19 protein-coding genes are annotated in these 18923 nt (G+C 61.8%); 5 read left to right on the top strand and 14 right to left on the bottom strand.

Going from position 1 to position 18923, the window contains the following annotated elements:
- Positions 1-20: 20 nt before the first annotated feature.
- From AC3WWH_RS12210 to AC3WWH_RS12200, 3 genes are all read right to left on the bottom strand, one after another.
- A complete protein-coding gene (locus tag AC3WWH_RS12210; RefSeq protein WP_057252037.1) occupies positions 21-1010 on the bottom strand; it encodes an ABC transporter substrate-binding protein in 990 nt (329 codons plus the stop codon).
- Positions 1011-1177: 167 nt separating this feature from the next.
- Positions 1178-2197 (bottom strand): aldo/keto reductase, encoded by a 1020-nt coding sequence (locus tag AC3WWH_RS12205; RefSeq protein WP_492376985.1) that lies wholly within the window; start codon positions 2195-2197, stop codon positions 1178-1180.
- Positions 2198-2237: 40 nt separating this feature from the next.
- The gene (locus AC3WWH_RS12200; RefSeq protein WP_373419840.1) at positions 2238-3755 is read right to left on the bottom strand and encodes a UxaA family hydrolase; all 1518 of its coding nucleotides are present in this window, start codon (positions 3753-3755) and stop codon (positions 2238-2240) included.
- A 217-nt stretch (positions 3756-3972) separates the two neighbouring features.
- On the opposite strand from AC3WWH_RS12200, the gene AC3WWH_RS12195 reads away from it, so the two are divergent.
- Together AC3WWH_RS12195 and AC3WWH_RS12190 are read left to right on the top strand one after the other, a co-directional pair.
- Positions 3973-4851, top strand: coding sequence for a GntR family transcriptional regulator (locus AC3WWH_RS12195; protein WP_058321610.1), 879 nt, complete (start codon positions 3973-3975; stop codon positions 4849-4851).
- 19 nt (positions 4852-4870) lie between these two features.
- On the top strand, positions 4871-5959 hold the full coding sequence (locus AC3WWH_RS12190) for a mannitol dehydrogenase family protein (protein WP_058321611.1): 1089 nt from the start codon (positions 4871-4873) through the stop codon (positions 5957-5959).
- On the opposite strand, the gene AC3WWH_RS12185 is transcribed toward AC3WWH_RS12190, so the two are convergent.
- Both AC3WWH_RS12185 and gabD read right to left on the bottom strand, forming a co-directional pair.
- Positions 5953-6759: an aldolase/citrate lyase family protein gene (locus AC3WWH_RS12185; protein ID WP_058321612.1), complete on the bottom strand. Its 807-nt coding sequence runs from the start codon at positions 6757-6759 to the stop codon at positions 5953-5955. The two genes, AC3WWH_RS12190 and AC3WWH_RS12185, sit on opposite strands and share 7 nt — an antisense overlap.
- A 254-nt stretch (positions 6760-7013) precedes the next feature.
- Positions 7014-8468 (bottom strand): NADP-dependent succinate-semialdehyde dehydrogenase, encoded by a 1455-nt coding sequence (gene gabD, locus AC3WWH_RS12180; protein WP_110879972.1) that lies wholly within the window; start codon positions 8466-8468, stop codon positions 7014-7016.
- Positions 8469-8724: 256 nt separating this feature from the next.
- Between gabD and AC3WWH_RS12175 the strand changes: the two genes are divergently transcribed.
- The gene (locus AC3WWH_RS12175) at positions 8725-9321 is read left to right on the top strand and encodes a nitroreductase family protein (protein WP_058321786.1); all 597 of its coding nucleotides are present in this window, start codon (positions 8725-8727) and stop codon (positions 9319-9321) included.
- 59 nt (positions 9322-9380) lie between these two features.
- On the opposite strand, the gene gyrB is transcribed toward AC3WWH_RS12175, so the two are convergent.
- From gyrB to AC3WWH_RS12150, 5 genes are all read right to left on the bottom strand, one after another.
- Positions 9381-11816: a DNA topoisomerase (ATP-hydrolyzing) subunit B gene (gyrB, locus tag AC3WWH_RS12170; protein ID WP_058321613.1), complete on the bottom strand. Its 2436-nt coding sequence runs from the start codon at positions 11814-11816 to the stop codon at positions 9381-9383.
- Between the two features lie 135 nt (positions 11817-11951).
- The gene (locus AC3WWH_RS12165; protein WP_492376984.1) at positions 11952-12329 is read right to left on the bottom strand and encodes a helix-turn-helix domain-containing protein; all 378 of its coding nucleotides are present in this window, start codon (positions 12327-12329) and stop codon (positions 11952-11954) included.
- Positions 12326-12892 (bottom strand): Smr/MutS family protein, encoded by a 567-nt coding sequence (locus AC3WWH_RS12160; RefSeq protein ID WP_058321615.1) that lies wholly within the window; start codon positions 12890-12892, stop codon positions 12326-12328. The genes AC3WWH_RS12165 and AC3WWH_RS12160 overlap by 4 nt, the downstream gene beginning before the upstream one ends.
- Positions 12885-13985: a murein transglycosylase A gene (mltA, locus tag AC3WWH_RS12155; RefSeq protein ID WP_058321616.1), complete on the bottom strand. Its 1101-nt coding sequence runs from the start codon at positions 13983-13985 to the stop codon at positions 12885-12887. Before mltA ends, AC3WWH_RS12160 begins: the two co-directional genes overlap by 8 nt.
- Before the next feature lie 15 nt (positions 13986-14000).
- Positions 14001-14705, bottom strand: coding sequence for a Tim44/TimA family putative adaptor protein (locus AC3WWH_RS12150; RefSeq protein WP_057252027.1), 705 nt, complete (start codon positions 14703-14705; stop codon positions 14001-14003).
- A 211-nt stretch (positions 14706-14916) separates the two neighbouring features.
- Between AC3WWH_RS12150 and AC3WWH_RS12145 the strand changes: the two genes are divergently transcribed.
- Both AC3WWH_RS12145 and secB read left to right on the top strand, forming a co-directional pair.
- The gene (locus AC3WWH_RS12145) at positions 14917-15423 is read left to right on the top strand and encodes an FxsA family protein (protein WP_058321617.1); all 507 of its coding nucleotides are present in this window, start codon (positions 14917-14919) and stop codon (positions 15421-15423) included.
- 182 nt (positions 15424-15605) lie between these two features.
- Positions 15606-16109 (top strand): protein-export chaperone SecB, encoded by a 504-nt coding sequence (gene secB / locus AC3WWH_RS12140; protein ID WP_057252025.1) that lies wholly within the window; start codon positions 15606-15608, stop codon positions 16107-16109.
- A gap of 61 nt (positions 16110-16170) precedes the next feature.
- On the opposite strand, the gene dnaQ is transcribed toward secB, so the two are convergent.
- Genes dnaQ through AC3WWH_RS12120 form a run of 4 tightly spaced genes read right to left on the bottom strand, consistent with a single transcriptional unit; the run spans position 16171 to position 18919 of the window.
- On the bottom strand, positions 16171-16875 hold the full coding sequence (dnaQ, locus tag AC3WWH_RS12135; protein WP_058321618.1) for a DNA polymerase III subunit epsilon: 705 nt from the start codon (positions 16873-16875) through the stop codon (positions 16171-16173).
- Positions 16868-17470 (bottom strand): dephospho-CoA kinase, encoded by a 603-nt coding sequence (coaE, locus tag AC3WWH_RS12130; protein ID WP_058321619.1) that lies wholly within the window; start codon positions 17468-17470, stop codon positions 16868-16870. Before coaE ends, dnaQ begins: the two co-directional genes overlap by 8 nt.
- Positions 17470-18327 (bottom strand): shikimate dehydrogenase, encoded by an 858-nt coding sequence (locus AC3WWH_RS12125; protein WP_058321620.1) that lies wholly within the window; start codon positions 18325-18327, stop codon positions 17470-17472. The genes coaE and AC3WWH_RS12125 overlap by 1 nt, the downstream gene beginning before the upstream one ends.
- Positions 18320-18919 carry a Maf-like protein gene (locus AC3WWH_RS12120; RefSeq protein ID WP_058321787.1) on the bottom strand — a complete coding sequence of 200 codons (600 nt, stop codon included), beginning with the start codon at positions 18917-18919 and terminating at the stop codon, positions 18320-18322. Before AC3WWH_RS12120 ends, AC3WWH_RS12125 begins: the two co-directional genes overlap by 8 nt.
- Between the last annotated feature and the right edge of the window lie 4 nt (positions 18920-18923).

The following is an 18923-nucleotide window of genomic DNA, read 5'->3' as shown; positions in this document are numbered from 1 at the left end:
TGGGCCCGCCGCGGCCGTCGTCACTTGACCTTCGGGTTCAAGAGAGCGTCGATCTTCGGTTCGGCCATATTGGCTTTGGTCACCAGATTGGCACCGGTGTCGACATTCGCCTCGACTTTTTCGCCCTTGGAGACGGCCAGTGCCGTCTTCACGCCATCATAGCCCATCCGGTAAGGATCCTGAACGACGAGACCCGCCAGAACGCCTTCCTTGAGGAAGCCGACGGTCTTGTCGTCGCTGTCGAAGCCGATCACCTTGATCTTGTCGCCGAGTTTGTTTTCGGCGATCGCCTGACCGACGCCCTGCGCCATGATCAGGTTCGACGCGAACACACCGACAAGGTTCGGATTGGCGGTGATCAGGTCGGTCATGATGTTGAGGCCGGTGGTCGCCTGCCCGTCGGCGTATTTGTCGACGACGACCTTGAAGCCCGGGTACTTGGTCTTGACCTGATCGAGGAAGCCTTCACGGCGCTGGTCGAGCGAGCCGACACCCGGAAGGCTGGTAATGATGGCGATTTCGCCCTCTTCCTTGCCGCTCATTTCCTTCACGGCGGCCGCAAGACCGTCGGCGGCAATACGGCCGCCCTGGACGTTGTCGGTGGTCAGGAACGAGGAGAATGCCTTGGAGTCGGCGCCGGAGTCGATACCGATGATCGGGACGGCCTTGGCCGCCTCATCGATCGGCTTGCCGAGTGCCTTGAACTCCGTCGGCGAGATCACGACGGCAGCCGGCGCGCCGGCAACCGCGTTTTCGAGAATGCTGATCTGGCCGTTGATGTCGGACTCGGACTGGGCGCCGAGTTCAGGTACATTGACACCCAGATCCTTGCCGGCGGCGCGGGCACCAGCAAGCACGATTTGCCAGTAGAAGGACGTGGTGTCCTTGACGATGATCGGGATCGTCACGTCCTGCGCAAAGGACGCGGCCGGCGACATGCCGGCGATCATCGCGGCACCGGCCAAAGCGGTGAAGGCGCGACGGGTAAGGCTGCTTTTCAGAATGCTCATCCCAGGTTTCTCCTCTCAGTGCACCGTGTTCCATTTCTTGGAGATCGATCGCAGGTGCTAGCTATCGACCTTTTATCGATAAAAAACATATTGGAATGCTAATACGACAATTCCGGCTTGGCAAGCTGCCGGAACAGCATTTCAGACCGAAACGCGGCCCCCGCCCGCTAAACGCGAACAGCCTCGTCGCCGAGCTCCGGCGCGACCAGCGTGAACGGTTCAAAAGCCGCGAAATCGGCCGCGGAAAACCGGTGTTCGGTGAGCGCCATGTTGCGCCTCAGACTCTCCGGCTTGGCGGTGCCGACCAGCACGGAGGCGACCTTGGGATGGCTCAGCGGAAACTGCATGGCTGGCGCGGCAAGCGGCACGTTCATACCGCGCGCGACCACCTCCATGGCACCGACCTTTTGCCGGATATCTTCCGTTGCCGGCATGTAATCGAAATGCGCCCCCTCGACCGGGCCCGTTGCCAGAATGCCCGAGTTGAAGACCCCGCCGACGACAAGCGAGGTCTGCTTCTTTTCACAGAGCGGCAACAGTTCGGCGACGGCCGAGCGGTCGAGCAGTGTATAGCGGCCGGCAAGCAGGATGCAGTCGATATCGGCCCGCCGCATGACCTCCAGGCAGACCGGTACCTCGTTCACACCGAGACCATAGGCGACGATCGCTCCTGAGGATTTCAGCTCCTCCAGCGCCTTGAGGCCGCCGTCCAGCAACTGCCTGATATAGACGGCATTGCGGGCGGCACCGTGGGTGTAGCCGCCGATGTCGTGGACATAGAGGATGTCGATGCGGCTGAGTCCGAGCCGAGCGTAGCTGAACTCGACGGAGCGCATGATGCCGTCATAGCTGTAGTCGTATCTGACATCGAAATTGAGCGGCCTCACATAGGAGTAGTCTGGCACCTTGTCTTCCGGCACCGGATGGAGGAGCCGGCCGACCTTGGTGGAGAGCACGAATTCGTCGCGCGGCTTGTCGCGCAGGAAGTCGCCGACCCGCCGTTCTCCAAGCCCGAGGCCGTAAAAAGGCGCCACATCAAAGTAGCGCATACCCGACTGCCAGGCCGCGTCCAGCGTCGCCATGGCGGCGTCGCGGGTACACTCCCGGTAGAGCCCGCCGAGACCGGCGGCGCCGAAGCTGTACTCGGTCACCGATAGTCCGGTTCGACCGATCCGTCTCGTCTGCATTCCCTGTTCTCCTCCTCCAAGGATGCCAGTCGTCACATGTCTAGAGCGTCGCCCCCAGATGCCAGGGCACGAACTCGTTGTCGCCGTAGCCGAAAAGCTCGCTCTTGGTCTTGCGGCCAGAGGCGGTCTCGACGATCAGGTCGAAGATCTCCCGGCCAAGCCCGGCAATGCTCGCCTCCCCCGAAGCGACCACCCCGCAATCGAAGTCCATGTCCTCTTCCATCGCCCGAAACAGCGCCGTGTTGCTGGTAAGCTTGATCGACGGCGCCGGCGTACAGCCGAAACAGCTGCCGCGGCCGGTGGTAAAGGCAATGACGTTGGCACCGCCGGCAACCTGGCCGGTGGCAGATACCGGATCGTAGCCGGGCGTATCCATGAAGACGAGCCCGTGCTCGGTGACCCGTTCGGCATACCGATAGACTGCGTTCAGCGGCGACCGGCCACCCTTGGCGACAGCACCGAGTGATTTTTCAAGAATGGTGGTTAGTCCACCGCGTTTGTTGCCCGGCGAAGGATTGTTGTCGAGCGATGCGCCATGCATCGCCACATAGTTCTCCCACCAGGCAATCAGGCCGTCGAGTTTCACCGCTACGGCCTCATTCACCGCCCGGCTGCGTAGCAGGTGCTCGGCACCATAGATCTCAGAGGTCTCCGAGAGGATCGCCGTGCCGCCGGCTGCAGCAAGGATATCGACGGCGGCGCCAAGCGCCGGATTGGCGGTGATGCCCGAAAGCCCGTCCGACCCGCCACATTGCAAGCCGACGATGATCTCGCTGACCGGAATGGCAATACGGCGCTCTTTTCCGATTTCGGCCGCGATTTCTTCGAGAATGCCGAGTGCCTTTTCCACGGAGCGGCGCGAGCCGCCGGCTTCCTGAATGTTGAAATGACGTTTCTCCGCGCCAGCGCCGCTCTGGCCATAGAGCGTCAATTGATTGACCTCGCAGCCGAGGCCCACCATCAGCACGCCGCCGAAATTGGCATGGCGGGCGTAACCGGCAAGCGTGCGGTGCAGATTGGCCATTCCGTCGCCGGTCGACGACATGCCGCAGCCCTGATCGTGCACGATCGGCACGAAGCCGTCGATGCCTTCGTATTTCGGCAGGATGCGGCGGTTCGCCTCCTCGGCGATGGCACGGCAGACCGTGGTGGAACAGTTAACGCTGGCGACGACACCGATATAGTTTCGCGTCGCAGCCCGGCCATCTGCGCGGCGATAGCCCTTGAAGGTGCGTGCCTTGTCGGCATCGCTTGCCGCCTCCGGCGTCCCTTGTGGACCGATCGCCAGACGATCCCGGTCGAAGGCAAGATTGTGGGAATGCACATGGTCGCCCGGCGCGATGTCGGCGGTCGCCCGTCCGATCGCCTGGGCGTATTTGACGACCGGTTCGCCGGCGCGAATGGGACGGATCGCAATCTTGTGGCCGGCATCGACCTTTACTGCGGCGCGAGCGCCGTTCGGCAAGGCATCACCAGCGGCAATCGCCAATGTCGCCACGACGACGTTGTCCTCCGGTGCGAGCAGGATGGTGGACGGCGCAGACACCGATTTCTCCATGATTGTTATCGTCTGTTCTTCTGTCTTTTATCTACAATAGACAGATCGTCGTCAATGGGTATTATAGCGAAAACATCGGCGACGACGCCGTGCCAACGACCGGACCGGGTGAATGGGAGGAACAGATGTTGACGACAGACGGAGACAAAACCGGATCGCCGCGATAGAGGAGCGTCCCTGACAAGCGCAGACAATTTCGAACCGGCCGGATCTTGCCATGGCAAAACAGAACACCGTCTTCAAGGATGCCTATAACCGCTGCCTGAAGCTTCTGGCGGAAACATCCTCGCTGCCCTCCGAGCCGGAACTTGGGCAGGTGCTCGGCGTCAGCCGGACGACGGTGCGCGCGATCCTCAGCCGCTTCGAGGAGGCGCAGCTCATCGCCTGGGACAAGCGCAAGAAGAACGTGCTGCGGCAGCCCCGCCCCGACGACTACTTCCCAACGGAAGAGACCGATTCGCTCGCCGAAATCATCGAGCGCAGTTTCATGCGCCGGATTCTCGCCGGCGGCGCCGAGCCCGGCATGCAGATCAACGAGCTTGAACTGGCGCGCGAGATCGGCACCGGAACGACCAGTGTGCGCGAGTTCCTGATCCGCTTCAGCCGCTTCGGCCTGATCGAAAAACGGCCAAACAGCCACTGGATCCTGAAAGGCTTCACGCGTGAATTCGCGCTGGAGCTGACGGAAGTGCGCGAGATGTTCGAGCTGCGCTCGGCCGCACGTTTCGTCTCGCTTCCGGATGATCACCCGGCCTGGGAGGAGCTCAGGGAAATCGAGACCCTGCACCGGGACATCCTCGCCGACATCGACAATCGCTACCGGGAGTTCTCCGAACTCGACGAGCAGTTTCACCTGCTGGTGCACAAGGCATCGAGCAACCGCTTCATCGTCGATTTCTACGACATCATCGCGATCGTCTTCCACTATCACTACCAGTGGAACAAGACGAATGCCCGCCAGCGCAACGCTCGCGCGCTGGAAGAACACCTCGCCTATATCGAAGCACTGCGTTCGCACGACCCGGCCAAGGCGGAACAGGCCTGTCGGCGACACCTCCAGTCCGCTCGCGAAACTCTCCTTCAATCCATTCCATAGCCAGCTACCGGAGCCACAGATGCCGACGCCGATCGTGCAATTCGGAACCAGCCGCTTTCTTCAAGCGCATGCCGATCTCTTCGTCAGCGACGCGCTGAAGGCGGGAAAGGCACCAGGCCCGATCACGATCGTGCAGACAACCGGATCCAGCGAGCGTTCCGGACGTCTTGCGGCGCTCGCGCGCCCCGAAGGCTTTCCCGTCATCATCCGCGGCATCCAAGACGGGGAGCGGATCGACGCGACGCAGCGGGTGACGAGCGTGACGCGGGCGCTTTCAACCGCTGAAAACTGGAGCGAGGTCCGGGAGATTGTTGCCCAGGAAGCGGAAATCCTGATCTCCAATACCGGCGATACGGGTTACCGGATCACCGACGACGACCTGGTCACGGACATTCCCCGTTCCTTTCCCGGCAAGCTGCTCCTGCTCCTGAAGGCCCGCTTTGAAGCGGGTGGGCGCGCCCTGACGATCCTTCCTTGCGAGCTCGTGTCACGCAACGGCGATGTGCTGAAGGCGCTGATGCTGGGGCTCGCGGCGGAGCGGGCCAAAGACACCGCTTTCACGAACTGGCTGAACACAGGTGTCGTCTGGGCAAACACATTGGTCGACCGCATCGTCTCCGAGCCTCTGGAGCCCGCCGGTGCGATTGCCGAACCCTATGCGCTCTGGGCGATCGAAAACCAGCCCGGCTTGCACCTTCCGTGCATTCATCCGTCCGTGAAGCTCGTTGATGACCTGACGCCTTACGAGAAGCTGAAGCTTCACATCCTCAATCTCGGCCACACCGTGCTGGCCGATCTCTGGCTGAGGGAGGGCCGTAACCCGCATGAGACCGTCCGGGAGACGCTCGCCGACGCCCGCGTAGCAGCATATCTCGACCGCATCTATCGATCCGAAGTCATTCCCGCTTTCGCCGCGAAGGACCTGCAAAGCGAAGCGACGGACTATGTCGCTGCGACGCTGGAGCGCTTCAGAAACCCGTTCCTCAATCATCGCCTAAGCGATATCGCCAACCATCACCGCGAAAAGATCGCGCGCCGGATCGGCGACCTCCGGCTCTGGAGCCCGGGCGTAGCAATGCCCGAGCTCACGGCAATCTCGGATCAGTAGCCGGATTCCTGCTTCTTTGGTGCCACCGCCACCTCGCCGAGAAACTCCTGGCGCAGCGCCGTCGTCGCGCGCACGAGCGACGTGACATCCGTGCCGATCGCCATGAAATCGGCGCCCATCTCGCGGTAGTCGCGTGCCTGACCGAGATCGAGCGTCATGATGCCCCTCGCCTTGCCGGCCTTCTTTATACGCTCGAACGCATCGGCGATTGCCGCGCGCACCTCCGGATGACCTGGCTTGCCGAGATAATCCATGTCGGCCGCCAGGTCGGAAGGGCCGATAAAGAGGCCGTCAACGCCATCAAGCGCGGCAATCTCATCGATCGCAGCAAGACCCGCGCGGCTCTCGATCTGCAGGATCAGGCAGATTTCATCACCGGCGGTCTGGAGATAGTCGCCGATGCGGCCGAATTGCGAGGCCCGACCGAGGGCGGCGCCGACGCCGCGAACGCCATGCGGCGGATAACGGGTGGCGCGCACCAGCTGCTGTGCCTGCGCCAGGCTCTCGACCATCGGGATCAGCAGGGTCTGCACACCGGTGTCGAGAATCTGCTTGATCAGCACCGTGTCGCCGACCGGCAGGCGAACCATCGGGTGGCTCGCCGATGCCGAGACCGCGCGAAACTGCGCCGACAGCAAGGGAATGTCATTCGGCGCATGCTCGCCGTCGATCAGCAGCCAGTCATAGCCGCTGCCGGAAACCACTTCCGCCGCGTATGGGCTGGCGAGCGCCACCCACAGCCCGAGCTGGAAGCGGTTTTCGCGCAGAGCCGCTTTAAAGGGGTTCTTCGGTGCCGGCATGCTGACTCTCCTTAAACTTAGCGTGGGATCGAGCTTCGCCCCTCATCCGCCTGCCGGCACCTTCGTCCTGGAAAAAGGAGGACGGACGATGCCGCACCGACTCAAGTCCCCTCGCCCCGCTTGCGGGGAGAGGCTAGGGTGAGGGGCAATCTCACGCCATCGATGGATTCGACTGCGAAGACTAACGCCTTGCTGGCAAAAGAAAACCGGCCAAAACGTTGGCCGGTTTGTTGCAAGTCGGATTTTCGCCTGTTTCAGGCCACGCCGCCGAGGCAGACGTATTTGATCTCGGTGAACTCTTCAATGCCGTAGCGCGAGCCCTCGCGGCCGAGACCGGAGAGTTTCACGCCCCCGAACGGCGCTTCCGCCGTCGAGATCAGGCCGGTGTTGACGCCGACCATGCCGTATTCCAGCGCTTCGGCCACCCGGAAAACCCGCGCCAGGTCCTTGGCATAGAAGTAGGAGGCAAGGCCGAACTCAGTGTCGTTTGCCTGTTCGACCACATCCGCCTCATCGGCGAAGCGGAAGAGCGGCGCCACCGGGCCAAAGGTCTCTTCGCGCGCCACCGCCATCGCCTGGGTGACATCGGCCAGAACCGTCGCCTCATAGAAGGTGCCGCCGAGCGTGTGACGCTTACCGCCCTGGATCACGCGCGCGCCCTTGGAGGTGGCGTCGGCAATATGCTCCTCGACCTTCTCCAGCGCCGCCTTGTCGATCAGCGGCCCGAGGATCACGCCCTCGTCGAGGCCGTTGCCGATCTTCAGCTTGGCGACCGCCTTGGCGAGCTTGTCGGAAAAGGCGTCGTAGACCTTGTCCTGCACATAGATGCGGTTAGCACAGACGCAGGTCTGGCCGTTGTTGCGGAACTTGGCGATCAGCGCGCCCTCAACCGCCGCATCGAGATCGGCATCGTCGAAGACGATGAAGGGAGCATTGCCGCCAAGCTCGAGGCCGAGCTTTTTGATGGTGGCGGCGCTCTGGCGATAGAGCTCGGCACCGACTTCGGTCGAGCCGGTGAAGGTCAGCTTGCGCACGACGGGGTTGGAGGTCATCTCGGCACCGATCTCGCGGGCCGAGCCGGTGATGACGCTGAACAGGCCCTTCGGCAAGCCGGCGCGTTCGGCGAGAATGGCGATCGCGATTGCCGAGAACGGCGTCTGTGCCGCCGGCTTCAACACCATCGCGCAACCTGCAGCGAAAGCCGGGCCGGCCTTGCGGGTGATCATCGCATTGGGGAAGTTCCAGGGCGTGATTGCCGCGACGACGCCGATCGGCTGCTTCATCACCAGGATGCGCTTGTCGGGCTGATGACCGGGGATCAGGTCGCCATAGAGGCGGCGCGCCTCTTCGGCGAACCACTCGACGAAACTTGCGCCATAGACGATTTCGCCCGTTGCTTCGGCAAGCGGCTTGCCCTGCTCCAGCGTCAGGATGCGGCCGAGATCTTCCTTATTCTCGATCATCAGCTCGAACCACTTGCGCAAAACGCCGGCGCGGTCCTTGGCCGTGCGCGCCGCCCAGCCCTTCTGGGCCACGCGCGCCGCCTCGATCGCCGCCCTGGTTTCCTTGGCGCCGAGCTTCGGCACCCGGCCGATGATCTCACCGGTCGCCGGGTTGTTCACCTCGATCGCGTTCGCCGCGTCCGCCTCGATCCACTCGCCGCCGACGAGCGCTGCCTGGCGAAACAATGATGGGTCTTTAAACGACATGATCCGTCCTCTCTCAAAGTCTACAGAACTTATACAACTTTTTTCTTGGAAACGGCAATGACCCACGCGACCGTTTCTGCACTTTCCTGGCGCGCCTCGCGTACCGACCGCGCTCGCGTTCCCGTGCGTCCAACCCGGTTTCATCCACACCCGTCCTCATGTAGCGTCCGAAACGAATCGAGCCATAGGCGCAGGTGACAGATCAGGCACCGAAGATCGGCCGAGGATATAGAGAACACATAGAAGAGGCATGTCCATGACGGCGACCAACAACAGAAAAGCCGATTATCCCATCGATGCCATGTTCCTGGAGCGCTGGTCGCCCCGCGCCTTCACCAACGAGGAGATCGAGGAACGCGAACTGCTTTCCTTCTTCGAAGCGGCCCGATGGGCGCCGTCTGCGAGCAACCGACAGCCCTGGCGCTTCGTCCATGCCCGTCGCGGAACGGAGCACTTTCCGGTGCTGCTCGACACGCTCGATGAAGGCAACCAGCGCTGGGCGAAGAACGCTGCCGCGCTTCTGATCGTTATTTCAAGAACCCACAACCAGGCACAGAACGGCGAGATGCGGCCGGCCTATACCCACGCCTTCGACACGGGCTCGGCCTGGTACAGCCTCGCTCTGCAGGCTTCCCTTGGCGGCTGGCATACCCATGGCATGGCCGGCATCGACCGCGACAAGGCGATGCGCGTTCTGAACGTTCCCGAGCATCACCGGGTCGAGGCCGCCGTGGCGATCGGACGGCTGGCTGACCCCTCGACGCTACCGGACGACCTGCGCGCACGCGAAATCCCGAGCCAGCGCAAGCCGGTCAGCGAGTTCGCCTTCGAAGGCCAGTTCAAGGGCGAATAACGAAAAATCCCGGCGCCGCAAGGCACCGGGATTCCAAGTGGTCACGATATCCGAGAAGATCAGATGTCGAGGTTGGCGACGCTCAGTGCGTTTTCCTGGATGAAGTCGCGGCGCGGCTCGACCTCGTCGCCCATCAGGCGCGAAAACAGGCCGTCGGCATCGGTGGCGTCGGTGACGCGGACCTGCAGCAGCGAGCGGACGTTCGGATCGAGCGTCGTTTCCCAGAGCTGCTCGGCATTCATTTCACCGAGGCCCTTGTAGCGCTGCATCGAGAGACCCTTGCGACCGGCCGCGAAGATCGCATCGAGAAGCGCACGCGGTCCGCTGATCTCCAGGGTACCGTCGCGACGCCGCAGGACCGGCGGGGCAGCATAGACTTCCTTGAGCTTCGCGGTGAGCTGGTCGATGTAGCGGGCATCGGACGAGCCGATCAGCGCCATATCGAGCACCGCGACTTCCTTGACGCCGCGGACCATGCGCTCGAGGCGAAGACCGCCTTCTGCCGTGACCGCACCGCTCCAGCCGCGTTCGGTTTCCTCGGCGATGACGTCGAGGCGACGAGCAACCTCCGCAGCGACCGCCTCATAGGCATCACGCTGGCCGTTGAGCTCGACATTCAGCGCGCCGGCAATCGCTGCCTGCTCAACGATCGAGCGGTTGTAGCGCGAATGCAGCCCGTTCATCAGATTGCGCAGGCGGAGTGCATCATTGATGACTTCGCGCAGATCCTGGCCGGCGCGCACTTCGCCTGATTCCAGCTCCAGCGTGGCTTCTTCCAGACCCATCGTGATCAGGTAGTCTTCCAGTGCCTGCTCGTTCTTGAGGTACTGAGCCGACTTGCCACGCGTCACCTTATAGAGCGGCGGCTGGGCGATATAGAGATGCCCGCGCTCGATCAATTCCGGCATCTGGCGGAAGAAGAAGGTGAGCAGCAGGGTGCGGATATGGGCGCCGTCGACGTCGGCGTCCGTCATGATGATGATCTTGTGATAACGCAGCTTGTCGGCGTTGAACTCGTCCTTGCCGATCGACGTACCCAGCGCGGTGATCAGCGTACCGATTTCCTGACTCGACAGCATCTTGTCGAAGCGCGCACGCTCGACATTGAGGATCTTGCCGCGCAGCGGCAGGATCGCCTGGTTTTCGCGCGAGCGGCCCTGCTTGGCGGAGCCACCTGCAGAGTCACCTTCCACCAGGAAGACTTCGGACTTGGCCGGGTCACGCTCGGAGCAATCGGCAAGCTTTCCGGGCAGCGACGAGATATCGAGCGCACCCTTGCGGCGCGTCAGTTCGCGGGCCTTGCGGGCGGCTTCGCGGGCAGCAGCCGCTTCGACCACCTTGCCGACGAGGATCTTGGCTTCGCTTGGATGCTCTTCGAACCAGGTGCTGAGCGCCTCGTTGACGAGGCTTTCGACAACCGGGCGCACTTCCGAGGACACCAGCTTGTCCTTCGTCTGCGAAGAGAACTTCGGATCTGGAACCTTCACCGAAAGAACAGCCGTGAGGCCTTCGCGGCAGTCCTCGCCCTGGAGCGTGACCTTTTCCCTCTTGGTGATACCCGAGGAATCCGCGTAGGAGGTGACCTGGCGCGTCAGCGCGCCACGGAAGCCCGCCATATGGGTGCCGCCGTCGCGCTGCGGAATGTTGTTGGTAAAGCAGAGCACGTTTTCGTGGTAGCTGTCGTTCCACCACATCGCGACTTCGACGGTGATGCCGTCCTTCTCGCCGCGGATCGACACGGGTTTATGCACCAGCGGCTTCTTCGCCCGGTCGAGATAGGCGACATAGGCCTCGAGACCGCCCTCATACATCATCTCGTCCTGGCGAATGTCCGAATGGCGCTTGTCGGTCAGAATGATATGAACGCCTGAATTGAGGAAGGCGAGTTCGCGAAGGCGGTGTTCCAGCGTGTTGTAATCGAACTCGGTCTTGGTGAAGGTTTCGCTGCTCGGCAGGAACGTCACCTCGGTTCCGGTCGCGTCGCCTGCGTCGCCGGTAACGGCCAGAGAGCCATCGGCGACGCCGTGCGTGAAGCTCATCTCGTGAATTTTGCCCGCGCGCCGGATTTTCAGCTTCAATGAAACCGACAGGGCGTTGACGACGGAGACGCCGACGCCGTGCAGACCGCCCGAAACCTTGTAGGAGTTCTGGTCGAATTTTCCGCCGGCGTGCAGCTGGGTCATGATGACCTCGGCTGCCGAGACGCCTTCTTCCTTGTGGATGTCGGTCGGGATGCCACGGCCATTGTCGGTCACCGTCACCGAGCCCTCCGGGTTGAGCGTCACCGTCACGATATCCGCGTGGCCGGCGAGCGCCTCGTCGATCGCGTTGTCGACGACCTCGTACACCATGTGGTGCAGACCGGAACCGTCATCCGTGTCGCCGATATACATGCCCGGCCGCTTGCGCACGGCATCCAGGCCCTTCAGCACCTTGATGGAATCGGCACCATATTCGGCGCTGGCGCCGGTTTCGGTCTCAGGATTGTCGGTCATTCAGCTACGGGTCTTTCCAGGTTGTTCGGACAGGGTGATTCGTTGCGAATCACGTCTCGGACGCCTCGTGGACTATAGAAAATTTGTCCACGGTTCCAAATCCCGGACCGCCGGGCAGCGGCCGGAAACAAGCATTCATCCCCTGTCATTATCAGGAAATGTGGCTTTTTCCAAAACATCTTCCAGGGCGCGGATCGTCTCAGGCGACAAAGCGCCGATTTGTTCGCTGAGCCGGTTGGCAAATGCCGTGTGCTCCGGCGTCAGGCCCGACGTGTCCAACACGACTTTCGGTGCGGAGACGTTGGCGATACGAAACAATTCCTCTGCCTCATCCCAGATCACATTGAAATAGCCGGCCACGCGCTGGAGAAAATCGAAGCTCGGCGCGCCGCGCTTTCCGTGTTCGAGGGCTGAAAGATAGGCGGCCGAAACGTTGATCGCCGCTGCCATCTGTTTCTGCGACACGCCCTTCCTGCGCCTGAGTTCGCGCAGCGCCTCGCCGAAGGGTGTCATATCGCGCTTCCCCTCACGCGCGCCAGGCGGACATAGAGAGCACCCTCGCCGCCATGGTTGCGGGCGGCCTGCTCGTAGGATGAGATCAGCGGCCGGAACTCGGGCAAGGAGAACCAGAGCGGTACCGCCCGCTTCAAAGCACCGTCGCTGCCGAACGAGGTGCCCTTGCCGGTTATGACGAGCACATGGCGCAGCCCGCGCTCATGCGCCCTTAAGAGAAACTGCAACAGCAAACCATGCGCTTCGCTCTGGATCATGCCATGCAGGTCGATCCGGGCTTCGAGTGTCAGGCGCCCCTTGGCGAGCTTGCGCTTGACCGGCTTCTCAAGCGGATGATGCAGTTTCTCGCCCGTCTTTTTCGTCAGCGCGATACCCGGCTGTTCGACGGCGCCGGTCGATTTCTGGTGCTGCTTGGCTTTCGGTTCTTCCTGCGCCTTCGGCTCTTCGTCTACGGCCAACATGTCCATCAGGTCGTCGAGCCGACCCGGCATCGGTCTCGTCGAGCGGGCAACCTTGCCCCAGAGAATGCGATCTTCAGACGAAAGCTCTTTTTTCTTAGGCATGGCCGTATCGTGCCGCGGCCGCCTTGGGAACGAAAACATAGAAGTCGGCCGGATTACGAACTGCCCCGGCCCGTTCGCCCGCCTCGAAGCCGGAACCGGTGAAGATGTCACCGCGCGCTGGACCGACGATTGCCGACCCCGTGTCGAGCGCCAGCATCAGGCGCTGGAAGGGCTTTCCGTCATCGAGGCGTGTCAGGCTCTCGCTCGCGATATAGAAGGGTACGCCGAAGGTATGGATCAGCCGGTCCACCGCCAAGGAACGTCCCGGCTCGAGCGAGACCTTGGCAGCGGCGATCGGACCCAAGTGCTCGTCCTCGACCGCGGCCTCGCGGAAGAAGATAAACGACCGGTTGTGCCAGAGGACCTCATCGACGTCGTCCGGATGCGCCTCCAGCCAGTCGCGAATGCTCATCATCGAGACGGTCGCGGCATCGATCTTGCCGCGTTCGATCAGCAGTTTGCCGACGGCTGAGAAATAGTGGCCGGTCTTGGCGGCATAGGTGACGCGGCGACGCGAACCATTCGGGAATAGGAGCCGCGCCGCACCCTGGACATGAACGAAGAAAACTTCGACCTTGGACTTCGCGTAGGCGATCTCCAGGCCGCGGCCGGCAAGGTAGCCCTGCTCGATTGCCCGCCTGTCCGGATACTCGCTGATCCGGCCATCCTCGGAAAGACCAAAGGCGAAATAGGGATCCATCCCGTCGGGCCGGTTGGTGTCGTCGATATCGACCAGATCCGCAGGGCGTCGGTAGAGCGGATAGCGATAGGTCTCGTCCGCTTCGGCGCGAACCTCGATTTCCGGTTCGTAGAAGGCGGTGACAAAGCCGGAACCCGCTTCCGGTTTGATCCGGAACGGTGCGAAGTGCTTCTCGAAGAAGGCCCGTGCGCCGTCAGCTGTGTCGACGTCGGCTGACGAAGCCGAAAAGGCCGGCATGAGATCATCGACGGAGATCCCCATCGACCCGGTGCGATAGGGCTTGTTCGAAACATGTTTCCGACAGCGGCGCATCGCCTCTATCACCTTGGTCGGGTCGTCGTCCCGCCAGCCCGGAAGATCGTCGAAACTGACGGGTTCAAGTCGAAAGGACATCGTCGCCACGGCCGCTCAATTTTCGGATTCGGTGGCGATCAGCTTCCAGTTCGGATCCCGCGAACGGATGTCGCGCGCAAAGGTCCAGAGATCATTGACCTCGGCAACCGATTCGGCATCGCCGTCGATCAGGCCACCCTGTTTGTCATAAGTCGCCGAAATCAGCTGGCTGACGATACGGACCGTGATGTTCTCTTCGCTGTCCTTCACTTCGGCGTGAATGATGTCGGCCTTGTCGATGCCGACGAAGGTTGACTTGACGACTTCGCCCTTGCGCTCCCGGTCGGTGATCGCCGCGTCGAAGCCTTCATAGACCTCGCGGGACAACAGGTTCTTCAGCGTCTTGCGGTCACCGTCAGCAAAGGCCATGACGATCATCTCGTAGGCCATCTTGGCGCCGTTGACGAATTCCTTGGGATCGAAGCTCGGATCAGCGTCGCTCAGCGCCCGAAGCTGGGTGTTCAGTGTTGTGCCAGCCTTGGCGAAGGCATCGATCGATTCGTAACGACCCGCTTCTTCTTCCGCGCTCTCGCGTCGCGGCAATTGCACGACTTTGCCCTTGTCGCCGTTTTCCGGCCCCTGGCTCATGTCACGCGGCGAATAGGGATCGAATGGCGGCCGTTCGCTTCCTGTCCGGCGGCCCAAAACGCTGCGCAGTTGCAGGAAAATGACCACCGCGGCGATCAGGAAAAAAAACGTGATGAAGTCAAAAGAGCCCATTTCCACCCGGAACCGCTGTTAGAATTTCTCGTGGCTATTCCATATAGTCCGCAAGAATAGATCATTCAAATGGCGATGTCGCACCCTTACAGCACCGAACGTCTTTTAAGACGCACAAAGGTCGCTGTGGCGCTTTAGAGTTGCTGCATGTTTTTGCTCTTAAGTCGGAGACGATTTAAGGGAACACCAGGTTTCATTTTCGGGCAGATTGATGCGCTCATTTCTTATTCCCCTTGTCATCCTCGGGCTCCCGCTCGCCGAGATCGCCGGTTTCGTCGTCGTCGGCCGAGAGATCGGACTTTTGATTACGCTGCTTCTGGTGCTTGCAAGCGCATTTGTGGGTGTGATCCTGCTCCGAGTCCAGGGATTTACCGTCATCCGCAGGATGCAGGATGCCACCCGCACCGGCAGTGACCCGGGCCGGGAGGTGATCGGCGGCGCCTTGCTGTTCGTGGCAGCGATCCTGCTCGTCGTGCCGGGTTTCGTCAGCGACGTGATCGGTCTCCTCCTGTTTCTGCCCTTTGTCCGCAACGCCGTGGCCGCCTATCTGCGCAAGAGGATGACGATCGTGACGGCGGCATCCGGGACGAACTGGTACCCACAAGACGACCCGCGGCAGCCACGACCCTCGACGCGCGTCATCGACCTCGACGAAGGCGAATTTTCGCGGAAGGACGACGAGGATCCGCCGCAAGGTGGGGACCGCGATCGCCCCTAGACGAGGAGCGTTTGGCGGAATGCGCATCCGGCACTCTGTCGCCCACATTCCGGAGCATAATCCTGGCTTGGCGGTTTGGAGCAAAGGTACGCGCATCCGCCTGAAAGCGCCGGGTCCGCAGGGTTGTAAGCCCTAGGCCGAAATGCTAGATGGCCTCACCGAATTGATGTCGAGGAACCCTTATGACGACTGATACCGCATCCAACGGCAACGGCAGCGCGCAGCAGAGCCCGTCGCTGAACATCCTCGCCCAGTATATCAAGGACCTTTCCTTCGAAAACCCGGGCGCTCCGCGTTCGCTGCAGGCTCGCGACAAGGCGCCGTCGATCAACATCAACGTCAATGTCAACGCCAATCCGCTCGCAGAGAACGATTTCGACGTCGTTCTGTCACTGAACGCCGAAGCCAAGGACGGCGACCGTGTTCTCTTCAATGTCGAGCTCGCCTATGGCGGCGTCTTCCGCGTTGCAGGCTTCCCGCAGGAGCACATGCTGCCGCTGCTCTTCATCGAGTGCCCGCGCCTGCTGTTCCCGTTCGCGCGCCAGATCGTTGCCGACGCGACCCGCAACGGTGGCTTCCCGCCGCTGATGATCGACCCGATCGACTTCGCGCAGATGTTCGCGCAGCGCATGGCAGAAGAAAAGGTCCGTGCTCAGGTTTCGAACTCGAACGAAACCGCGAACTGATCGAAAATCAGAACGCTGAAACAATGAAGCCCGGCTCACGCCGGGCTTTTTTGATGCCTGATTATTCCTGGGGATCGTATTTTGCCCAGATCGCCTTGGAGCCGATCTTGGCAATCAGCGCAGCGTGAGCCGCAAGTTCGTCCTCCGACAGCCGGCTCGGCAGCGGACGCGGACGCTGGCCAATGACGATCGGCACATCATCGAGCTCGATCGACTGCCCCGCCGATTTCGTCGAGACAAGGCCGAGCGCTGCCTGACGACCACCGATCATCTCAATATAGACTTCGGCGAGCAGTTCGGAGTCGAGAAGAGCGCCGTGTTTCGCGCGGTGCGAATTGTCGATGCCGTAACGACGGCAAAGCGCATCGAGCGAGTTCGGCCCCATCGGATGCTTGCGGCGAGCAAGCGCCAATGTGTCCGTCACCCGATCGATGGCGATCGGCGGCAGTCCCAGACGCGCGAACTCGGCGTTGACGAAGCCCATGTCGAAGGTGGCGTTGTGGGCGACCCAACGCGCATCGCCGAAGAAATCGAGGATCTCATCGACGACATCGGCGAAGGGCGGCTTGTCCTTCAGGAAGTCGTCGGTGATCCCGTGGATGGCGAGCGCATCCGGATGAACCTTGCGGCTGCCGGGATTGATGAAGATATGCAGCGTGCGGCCGGTTGGAAACTGGTTTTCGAGTTCGACACCGCCGATTTCGATCACCCGGTCCTCGCGATTGTCGAGCCCAGTCGTTTCCGTATCGAAGATGATCTCACGCATCCGCGTCTCCGTTTCTGGCTGCGAGTTCGTCGACGACTGCCTTCACCTGGCCGCGGGTGACGTCGAAACTGTCGCTGGTATCGATGATGTAGTCGGCGCGTTTACGCTTTTCGCTGTCCGGCACCTGCCGCGCAAGGATCATCGCGAGTTTTTCCTCTGTCATTCCCGGTCGCTTCAACGCCCTTTCGCGCTGGAGCTCGGCCGAACAGGTCACCACGACGACGCGGTCGACCCGTTTTTCCGCTCCCGTTTCAAACAACAGCGGGATGTCCAGGACGATAAGGGGCGCAGCCGTGGCCGCGTACTTTGCAAGGAACTCCTGTTCCTTCTTGCGCACGAGCGGATGTACGATCGCCTCGAGTTCGGACAGCCGTCCCGGCGCCTCCATGAGCTGGCGCGACAGTTCGGCCCGGTCAATCTCACGGTCTTTCGTCGTTCCGGGAAAAGCCGCCTCGACCGGCGCAACCGCCTCGCCGCGATAAAGTTGATGCACCACCTCATCGGCATCGTTCACCGGAACGCCGAAGTCACGGAACATCTGGGCGGCCGTCGACTTGCCCATGGCGATCGATCCTGTGAGCCCAAGGATAATCATCAATGCCTGTCCATGTCATCGATGATGCGTTGTCGAAGCGTGGCATCGACCGTCGGCCGACAGCCGAACCAGAGCTCGAAGCCGGGGACGGCCTGGTGCAGGAGCATGCCCAAACCGTCGACGATCGCAAAACCTTGCGCCTCTGCCTGTGCGAGGATCGGCGTCTTCAGGGGAACATAGACGATGTCCGTGACAACGGCGCTGGAAGCCATGACGCCGAAATCGAGCGCGAGCGCTTCGCTGCCATCCATGCCTAGTGACGTGGTGTTGATGAACAGGCCGGCACCCACCATTACGTCTTTGAGCGCGCCCATCGGATGCGCTTCGACCGCCGGGCCGAAACGATCGGCGAGTTCCTTCGCCCGCTCGACCGTCCGATTGACGACATGGATCGTCTTGATGCCGCGATCACGGACGGCCTGAATGATCGCCCGGCTGGCGCCGCCGGCGCCGAGGATGACTGCGGTCGACGTCTTGTCCCAGCCAGCCGCCCGCTCATCGAGATTGGCAACGAAGCCGCGGCCATCGGTGTTGGTAGCGTGCACCTCTCCATCCCTGAGCCACAGCGTGTTGGCGGCGCCGAGTTCCTGGCTCAGCTCATCCGGCCGATCCGCCAGGCGACAGGCGAGCTCCTTGTGCGGGATGGTGACGTTGCCGCCGCAGAAGCCGGATGTTCCGTCCTTGAGACTTTCGATGAAAGCGACAAAATCTTCCGGCCTTACCTCATGCGCGCGGTAGCTTCCGGCCAGACCGAGCTCATTCAGCCAATAACCGTGGATCAGAGGCGACCGGGAGTGTTTGATCGGATAGCCGGTGACGAAGGCGTGGTTAACAAATGTTTCACGTGAATCACGCATCGATCGTTCCCAGTTCACGAAGTTTGGCGAGCAGCGGCAGCATCGGAAGACCGAGGATGGTGAAGTAGTCGCCCTCGATCTTCTCGAAGAGCTGGATCCCCTCGCCCTCCAATTGATAGGCGCCGACGCTCGAAAGCGCCTTTTCGCCAACACGCTGCAAGTGGCGATCGACGAAAGCTGCCGTCAGCGGCCGCACGGTCATGTGGGCGGAAGAAACGTGCCGCCAGACAACCTCTTCACCGTGCAAAAGCACGATGGCGCTGTTCAGGCGATGGGTCTTGCCGGACAACGACAGCAAGTGCCGAGCCGCTTCCGCCATATCCTTCGGCTTATGATAGACCCGTGCTTCCAGAGACATGGTCTGGTCGGAGCCGATCACCAGCGCCTCGCCATAATGTCGGGCGACGTCGCGCGCCTTTGCCTCCGCCAGTGCGAGCGCTACCGTTTCGGGTGCAGCACCGGCTTCTTCGAGCGGCTTTTCCAGCGTACGTTCATCAATCTTAGCTGCCTTCGCCTCGAAAACGAGGCCGGCATTTTCCAGGAGCGCACGTCGAAACGGGCTTGCCGAGGCCAGGACGAGCGAAAGATTCATCATG

This window comes from Ensifer sp. EB106-03-01-XG145, assembly GCF_058792075.1.
This window is presented reverse-complemented; position numbering and strand designations above follow the sequence as displayed.